Source organism: Eubacterium sp. AF19-12LB (assembly GCF_003479125.1).
In the GTDB taxonomy this organism is placed as follows: domain Bacteria; phylum Bacillota; class Clostridia; order Lachnospirales; family Lachnospiraceae; genus Eubacterium_U; species Eubacterium_U album.
Genome location: NZ_QUGP01000008.1, coordinates 123,766 through 132,601 on the forward strand (window position 1 = coordinate 123,766; position 8,836 = coordinate 132,601).

Here is an 8,836-nt window from a genome sequence, read left to right on the forward strand (position 1 = left end):
CTCCCTTTTTCCCTTTTATTCGTATATCTCAATCAATTTCTTGCAATATTCCTCAATAGTATCAAAGCTAATATTTTCACAGTTTTCACTGTATTTATCTAGCTTTTCTTTGTTATTCCATAGTTCTTCAATTTTATTTTTCAAATCTTCTCCATTGCCACTTTCAAACAACTCTCCAGTACTGCCTACAGATATGAGCTCAGGAATCCCTCCAATGTTAGCGCCAAGAACCGGTGTACCATACATCTGGCTTTCCATTACTGAAAACGGACAATTCTCATACCATTCTGATGGATATATAGAAAATCTTGCTTCTCTTATAAGTTTTTCAAGAGCTTCTCCCTTTTGAAAGCCTAAATTTTTAATATTGCTAATTCCATTAATCTCTTCTTCCAAAGGACCTGTTCCCGCAAATATAAACTGAATGTTCGAAAGTTTCTTACAAACATTTATAAGAGTTCCTATTCCCTTTTCCTCTGAAAATCTTCCGAAGTAAAGAACATAGTCTTTCTTCTCTACTTCTTTCCATTCAACTTTATCTATAAAATTATGTAAAGCAATTGTTTTCTTTGCAAACAATGGATTTGTGTCCAATTTTGTTTTCATAAATTCACTACAGCATATCATAGAATCAATATACTTATATGTTCCTTTCATTTTCCAAAACATTGCTTCCATTGTTCCAACTGCTGATTTGGCTGTGCTTCCATGAATGCACTTACCTTTAAAGCAATTCATAAAATGTCCGCCTAAACACTTTTCACAATTTTCGTGTGTATTTGGATTGTTGCACATATGATTTGGGCAAACTAGATTATAATCATGCGCTGTAAATACTATCTTGCATTTATTTCCTGTCTGTTTTGACCATTTCTTTATTTCTAATATAACACTTGGAGTTATCTGATATGTAAAGTTGTTTAAATGGACTACATCTGGCCGAAAGTCATCAAGAACAAGCCTTATTTTCTTTCTTGCCTCACTTGAATATATAGTTTTAATTGGATAAGTCAGTTTAGAAAGTTTTGAACCTCCATGAAAGTCCATATCAGATGTATAGGCTTCTGTATGATTTCCAACACATCTTCCTTCATGTTCCATTCCAAAGTATTGTACTTCGTGTCCCTGCCTTTCTAAATACTCACCTAATTTGAATATATATGTTTCTGAACCTCCATTTGGATACAAAAACTTATTTACCATTAAAATCTTCATATTTTATTCCTTATATTTTTTACTTTATTTTACTTTCTACAACTTCAAACACTTTTCTGACTATAATTGCAAATATAATCGCTCCTATTAAAGTTAATATTACTGTAATAAAATATTGAATCCATCCATTTCCAAATATATTAGTAATCTTCATTTTTTGTAATATTCTAAACACCATCATATGGCATAAATATATCTCCATACTTATTCCACTTAAGAATTTAGCTATCTTATTGTCCAATACTTTTACATTTGAAGTAATCGCATATAATAGCATCACTACTGAAACTAATAGACACATAAACACATTACCATTCAGCAGATAATACACAACAATAGTAATGCTCATAACACTTAATATTTGCCATGCTTTTATTTTTGATATTTCATTTCTATATAAATAAACTAATCCTCCAGCTATAAAGAAACATGCACTATAAAGAATATTTGTTCTGTTTATCTCAAAATAATTTGTACCTATTAAATTGTATAACACGCTAATTATAAATGCTATCCAAGCTCTCTTTTTATTTTTTAATAAAACACAATAAAAAGGAAAACATATATAGAATACAAATATTAATCCTATAAACCAACCAACTCCGATAACAGATATATTTCCTCCATTTGGCAAAAAACCAAACATTAATGTCAAATCTGCAAAGGCTTCATATAAAGATTCAATCGAAGGTGACATAATTAAATCTACAAAAACTAATAGTGCAAAAAATGGCAATATTTTTTTAAATCTTTTTACATAAAATTTTTCTAATGTTATTTCGTTTTTTAATATTTTTTCATAATATCCACAGCACATTCCAAAAGCCGAAATTACCATAAATAAAAACACAAAATTTGTAAATGATGGAATTATTTTATTGTAAACATATCCACCTATTTCATAATTATTATTTGCTCTCATATGCATCATAACAATGCCTACTGCCGCAATTGTTCTTAAACCGTCTATAGATTTGTAATGTTTCTTTTCCATATTCTAACCTCTATACAACTCCATTGTTTTCTCAACCACATCATCCCAATTATATTTCTCGCAAATGAAATCTGCAGCTTCTTCTTTATATTTCTTAACCATCTTAGGCTTATCACAAGCCTCCTGTAGTTTTTCCTGCAATTGCTCTACATTCGACTTTTCAAATACAAGTGCCTTATCTTCAACTACAGATGCACATTCATCTATGTCTGATACAAGACAACAATTTCCATAACTCATTGCCTCAAGCAGACTAAGTGGCATTCCTTCCAAATCACTTGGCAAAGTGTATACATACGCATTACTATACAACTCATCCAATTCCTCGCCCTGAACAAATTCTGTAAATATTATTCTGTCATCATCCTTTGCCATTTCTTTAATTTCATTTGCAAATGCATCCGTATCTGAACTTCCGCCGGCTATTACAAGTTTCTTTTTCGTATCTACTTTTTTAAATGCTTCTACAAGATATCTTAATCCCTTTTCCGGCACCAGTCTTCCCAGATATAATATATAGTCATCTTTTTCAAGTCCATATTTATATCGTATGATATCTGCCTTTCTTACAACTGGTCTATTCACTCCGTTCGGAATAAATCTTGTTTCCCTTCCATACTTTTCTCTAAAATAATCCTGTACGCCCTTACTTAACACTATTATTTCATCAGCATGTTTTACTGCACATTTTTCGCCCATCATTATGTATGTACTTGCAAGTTTTCCCCATTTTGCTCTTTGGTGGTCAAGTCCGTGAATTGTTGCCACGCATATTTTCCCAAATAATTTAGGTAGCCATAACATGGCACAAGGACCCTCTGCATGAAAATGTACTACATCGTATTTGCCAAATGCAGCGCATACTCCTCCCGTCACAGAAGCAGTCATAGCAGCTAGTCCTTTCTTATCTAATGTAGGAACTGTTTTTAATCTGATTCCCTTATATTCTTTTTTATTTTTTTCATCGAATTCTTTTCCACTTACATGATGCCCGGCACGGTTAAGACATGTAACCTCATTGCCTCTTTCCACCATTCTGGTAGCTAATTCCTCAACTACTATTTCGACTCCGCCTTCTCTTGACGGTATTCTTTTATGACCAAGCATTGCTATTCGCAACTGTCCATTTTTCATATTATCTGTTTCTCATTTCTCTTATTTTTATTATCGGTATCCTACCTATTATTCCATATAGTGCCAGGCATCGCCCGGCACCACATTTCACTTATCTCATCATTTTTATCAGCTAAGTTTATTTAGCCAAATAATTTTCACATAGTTATTTTCGTTTGTACTTAAACCTTATCAAATCATTTTATACTGACCCTTTTCTGGCAATTACCACAAGAAAAGTCTTAAGTATAATCTTTATATCCAGTCCAAAGCTCCAGTTCATTATGTACTCATTATCAAGTTTTACTATTTCTTCAAAGTCCGTCATATCGCTTCGACCGCTTATCTGCCACATTCCTGTAAGTCCCGGTTTTGTTGCAAGACGGCTCTTGTGATGCGCTTCGTACTGTTCGTATTCATCCATTGTTGGCGGACGTGTTCCTACAAGACTCATGTCGCCCTTTAATATACTGTAAAAATTCGGAAATTCATCTATTGATGTAGCCCTAAGGAAATGACCAAGTCCTTTCTTTGTGCCATCTTTTCCGCTTCCTATAATTCTAGGGTCTGCGTCCATTTTAAACATAAGTCCGTCCATCTTGTTCTGTTCCATAAGTTCTTTTTTGCGTTCTTCTGCATCTGAATACATTGAACGGAATTTGTAGAACTTAAATGGTTTTCCATTTTTCCCTGCTCTTAACTGGCAGAAAAATATTGGTCCGTTAGGGTCTGCAATCTTAATCGCAGGCGCTACAAATATAAACAATATTCCTGTAACAAGGCACCCTACAAGTCCTGCGCATATATCAAGTGCTCTCTTTGCAAATGCTCCAACCGGTGACACCTGATTTATACTTGTCGTTACAACTGCTACCTCGTTAATTGTTTCAAATCCTGCATTTGGCAAAGCGTGTGTAAGAAATTCTACATTTATATGAACCTTAATTCCCATATTCAAAAATCCATATGCCATGCCTTCTACGACGAAACTGTTTACTCCGCTTACTCTGATAAATACGTCATTTATGACATTTGCCCTCGCATATTCGTATACGGAATTGGCATCGGCAACTACAGGTATTCCTTCTATTTCATCTATGTCTGATTCTTTAATGTCCATCACATCTGTCAATGCGATTCCCACTATCTCAAATCTCTTGTCCGGTCCGTTGCTTATCTTGTTGATAGTGTCTGCTGCCATGTCTGATGATACAACAAGCAGCATATTTTCCTTAGCATTATCATAATTCTTACGTACTGCATAAAATTTCTTAAATGCTATATGGCTTATGTACATTAGTATTGTGTCCATCGCAAAGAATATTAATATTACTATTCTCGACACGTTATTCGCCTGGTGTATCAAAAACAAATATACAAATAACACTGCCATTATTATTGCGTTATGATACACTACGTCCTTCATTTCTTTCAGATATCCTCGTCTAAGGATTCCTGAGTATCCGTTCCTGAAAAATGCCACACAAAAGTGTATCAGTGTTAATGATATTGTTACATTTCTATATAGGGAAGTGTTGTACATATGCCCAGACCCTGAATATATCAGTGTAGCTAGAAAGAACGCTACATTAATGCATATAACATCTACTATTATGAAATCAAAATGTTTTGTCCACTTGTTACTTGTTCCGTTGTACACTCTCAACCCTCCCCCTTTGTATTTTCTCTAGTTTGCTTTATATATTAGTTAGGCGAATGATTTTATTACTTATTTACTTAATGAATATTTACCTTATCATTATTTGATGTATAATCTTCTTGTTTATTATCCAATAAGCAATCACTTTATTTACCGTTTGGTGAATAATATTCATATTTTTATTAAATTATCTATATAATTTTCATTCTTACAACTTGTTTTATTTTTAGTTCAATATGTAAATTTGTTGCTTATTTTTTAGACACAATCTTTTATTATTATATCATCTACGACTTTCTTTGTACATTGATTTTGTTAGTTTTATCAATATTTTCTGCTTTTCTTATGGAAAAGTTACAATAAAAATATTTTTATTATATATTTACTACATATGTATTTTAGCTCATTTTAAAAATCCCCATAATATTTATGCTATTTTCTATCTTTTTTTGCTATTTGCGTTGTTTTCTTTTTACCTTTTATCTGTTTGTTTATAATATACACCAATTTTTTTCAGTTTTTTTCGCATTCTGACCTTTCTTGTATTTTTCTTTTGTCTATTTTGTTAACATTTGTAACGGATTTGTTAATTCTCTTTATATTACCTTGTTTTTCTTTTTCTTTAGGGTTAATATTTCTTATAAGTAAGGGGCAAAGTTTTAAGGTTTTATGATAGACTTTAGAACTTTTCTTATTTTTATATGGAAGGAGTCTTAGATTTGCGTGAAAAATTAGCGAAGTTAATGTACGGGAGGTATGGAGTAGATCAACTTGGCAGAGCAATGCTTATTTTCGCACTGGTTTTATGCGTGCTTTCGTTATTTGTCCCAAGACGTTTGTCCGGGATTATTTATTATATTTCACTTATTTTAATTATTTTGATGTATATAAGAATGTTTTCAAAAAATATTCAGAAGCGCTACCAGGAGAACAACAAATATTTAAGTTTAAAAGCTTCCTTCTTAAGAAAATTTCAGCGTGAAAAAGAAATTTTCAGCCAAAGAAGATTTTATCATTTTTACAGATGTCCACGTTGCAGACAACGCATTCGTATTCCTCGTGGCAAAGGCCGCATCGAAATCCGTTGTCCAAAATGTTCCCAGACATTTATTAAAAAAAGTTAATTTATCAGATGCATAAATAGTCTGCAACTGATTATATAATTTAACAACATGCGTAAGAATTTCCTTTTAAGAGAGCATTAAGTATTTACGACTGATTGTGTGATTTAACTTAGAGCCGATTTGATTTGTGGTTCTTTACTTATTTTGTCTGGAGGACTCCATGTTTGGATATGTAGTTGTAAACAAACCCGAACTCAAATTTAGGGAATTTGATGTCTATCGGGCGTATTATTGTGGCTTATGCCACTCACTTAGCAAGCGACACGGTCTGTCAGGGCAATTAACCCTGTCCTATGACATGACCTTTTTAGTTATCCTTCTTTCTTCGCTTTACGAGCCGGAGCACAACGTCACTTCAAAACGTTGCGTTGTGCACCCTCTAAGGCGTCAGAACATCATTTCCTCAGAATTTACGGATTATGTTGCTGACATGAACGTCATCCTTTCTTATTTCAAATGTCTGGATGACTGGCACGATGACAGAAGCGTTCTTAAGCTTGCTTATTCAAAATTATTAAAAAAAGGGTCAATTGGGAAAAATTTAAATAATGTACATGCCACTTCTGATTCAACTGACGATGGTTCAGTTGCAGCTACTCAGCCAAATTCTGACAGTAACAATCAGAATTCTTATTTTACTGACGATTCCGGGCATTTGCATATTTCTCCTGATTATTCCTATAAAAATAAAATCGAAGCTATTTCATCTTTGTTGGACGAACTCGGTACCCGCGAAAAAATGAATGAAACCAACGTTGATGTGGTAGCCGGTTTATTTGGTAAAATAATGCAAATTTTATTTGTGCCGTTTGACGATATTTACGCCAAAGGTCTTGGTCGCATGGGCTTTTACCTTGGCAAATTTATCTACATTATGGACGCATTTGACGATGTTGAGGAAGATGTCAAAAAGGGGCGCTACAATGTTTTTTCAAATTGTTATACTGACCCGGATTTTGAAACTCATGTCAAAGATATGCTTACAATGATGATGGCTGAGTGTTCCGATGCTTTCGAAATGCTCCCCGCTGTTGACAACGCTGATATTCTTCGTAATATTTTGTATTCCGGAGTTTGGAATTCCTATGAACGGCGTGTTTCAAAAAATTTAGAAAACAAATAATTTTTTATTGTGATGTTTTAATTTTTCAGAATTAATTTTTATTAACAATATTCTATCGTATTATAACATAATCACAGCAAAAATTTAGAAAGAGAATAGATATATGAATCCTTATGATGTTTTAGGGGTTAGACCAGATGCCTCTGAAGATGAAATAAAAAAAGCATACAAGGCTCTAAGCCGCAAATACCACCCTGATGCAAATATTAACAACCCTAACAAGGAACAGGCTGAAGAGAAATTCAAGCAGGTTCAACAGGCATATAGTCAGATTATGGATGCACGCAAGCATGGTGCAAATGGCTATGGTGGTTCTTCTTATGGCAGTGGAACTTATGGCGGCTATGGCTCCGGCTATGGTAATTCAGGCAGTTATGGATCTGGAAATTCCGGTGGTTTTGGTGGCTATGGCTCTAATGGTTCCGGTGGCTATAATTCCGGTGGTTTCGGCGATTGGGACTTTGGTGGATTTGATTTTGGAGGTTTCGGCAATTTTGGTGGCTTTGGTACAGGCTACGGTAATGCAGGTAATTATGGCAACTCTTCAAATATGTCAGAAGACGAGATGCATATGCGTGCTGCAGCTAACTACATTAATAACCAACATTATGCCGAAGCTCTGAATGTATTAAATACAATTTCCAACAAAACAGCTGCATGGTATTATTACAGTGCGATTGCAAATAAAGGCGTGGGCAACAATGTCCAGGCTCTTGAGCACGCCCGCATGGCATCTTCAATGGAGCCTAATAATGCTACTTACCGGCAACTTGTCCGTACATTCGAAAGTGGTGGCAGCTGGTACACTTCTCGTCAAAGCAGTTATGGTGGAATGCCTACAATTATTTGCAGTAACCCACTCTTAGCCTGCTGTCTTGCAAATCTTTGTTGCAATGCTTGTTGCGCAGGTTGTGGTGGTGGATACACTTACCGATAAAATAAATTACAATTTAATTTATTAATAAAAAGAACTCAAAGTTTGAAAATTATTAATAACTTTCAGGCTTTAAGTTCTTTTTTATTAATAGATATTTTATTATGCTTTATCAAACTCGTAAACACTTCTTCCTTTTTCAAAAAAATCAAATGTACAGATAAATATGACATAACTTTCCTTAAGTATATCATATGATTCGCCTTTTTCAATCATGTTTAAATCTATTATTCCCTGATAATATCTTGATCTTTTCGGTAATTCTTTATAAGTTGTTGTCTGCATTTCGAGATTAAAAACTGTGTTGTCGTCATCCTCAACATATATGTCGAGTCTTATACCTTTTGACTTCGCTGTCATCTGTATTGTTTCTTCATAATCAACATATACAATATCCCTTATTTTTATGTTTAATATATTTTCCAACAGTGGTTTACACAATTCTTTTTCACATAAAACTCGCCTTTATAAACACGGACTTGCCCTATATAATAAAAAAAGAAGCATTTCTGCTTCCTTATCTGTCATTCATGTTTATTCTGTTACGGTTTTTGCCGTTTTTAAATTTATCTGTCATTCCTGCGTCTTTTCTGTCTTGTCCCTCTCTCTTTTGCTTCGGACATGGTTAATGCCCAGTTCCGGAATCGAACCAGAGACACGAGGATTTTCAGTC

The 8,836-nt window shown here is 33.9% G+C and carries 7 protein-coding genes and 1 pseudogene; 3 read left to right on the forward strand and 5 right to left on the reverse strand.

From position 1 onward, the window contains the following. Nucleotides 1-15: 15 nt before the first annotated feature. The 4 genes from DWX29_RS09365 to DWX29_RS09380 all read right to left on the reverse strand — a co-directional run bounded on the left by DWX29_RS09365 (nt 16) and on the right by DWX29_RS09380 (nt 4,982). Entirely contained in the window at nt 16-1,215 is a 1,200-nt protein-coding gene (locus DWX29_RS09365) for a glycosyltransferase (protein WP_118565735.1), read from the reverse strand. A 19-nt stretch (nt 1,216-1,234) separates the two neighbouring features. Next, a complete protein-coding gene (locus tag DWX29_RS09370; RefSeq protein WP_118565736.1) occupies nt 1,235-2,209 on the reverse strand; it encodes an acyltransferase in 975 nt (324 codons plus the stop codon). 3 nt (nt 2,210-2,212) lie between these two features. Next, entirely contained in the window at nt 2,213-3,343 is a 1,131-nt protein-coding gene (locus tag DWX29_RS09375) for a glycosyltransferase family 4 protein (protein ID WP_118565737.1), read from the reverse strand. Between the two features lie 181 nt (nt 3,344-3,524). Beyond that, the gene (locus tag DWX29_RS09380) at nt 3,525-4,982 is read right to left on the reverse strand and encodes a sugar transferase (protein ID WP_118565738.1); all 1,458 of its coding nucleotides are present in this window, start codon (nt 4,980-4,982) and stop codon (nt 3,525-3,527) included. 719 nt (nt 4,983-5,701) lie between these two features. Between DWX29_RS09380 and DWX29_RS09385 the strand changes: the two genes are divergently transcribed. The 3 genes from DWX29_RS09385 to DWX29_RS09395 all read left to right on the forward strand — a co-directional run bounded on the left by DWX29_RS09385 (nt 5,702) and on the right by DWX29_RS09395 (nt 8,166). Further along, the gene (locus DWX29_RS09385; protein ID WP_117910315.1) at nt 5,702-6,106 is read left to right on the forward strand and encodes a hypothetical protein; all 405 of its coding nucleotides are present in this window, start codon (nt 5,702-5,704) and stop codon (nt 6,104-6,106) included. A 160-nt stretch (nt 6,107-6,266) separates the two neighbouring features. Beyond that, a complete protein-coding gene (locus DWX29_RS09390; protein ID WP_118565739.1) occupies nt 6,267-7,229 on the forward strand; it encodes a DUF5685 family protein in 963 nt (320 codons plus the stop codon). Nucleotides 7,230-7,332: 103 nt separating this feature from the next. Continuing rightward, entirely contained in the window at nt 7,333-8,166 is an 834-nt protein-coding gene (locus tag DWX29_RS09395) for a J domain-containing protein (protein ID WP_118565740.1), read from the forward strand. 99 nt (nt 8,167-8,265) lie between these two features. Here DWX29_RS09395 and DWX29_RS09400 read toward each other — a convergent pair. Next, nucleotides 8,266-8,613 (reverse strand): annotated as a pseudogene (locus tag DWX29_RS09400) (Rpn family recombination-promoting nuclease/putative transposase); the annotation flags it as partial. Nucleotides 8,614-8,836: the final 223 nt, after the last annotated feature.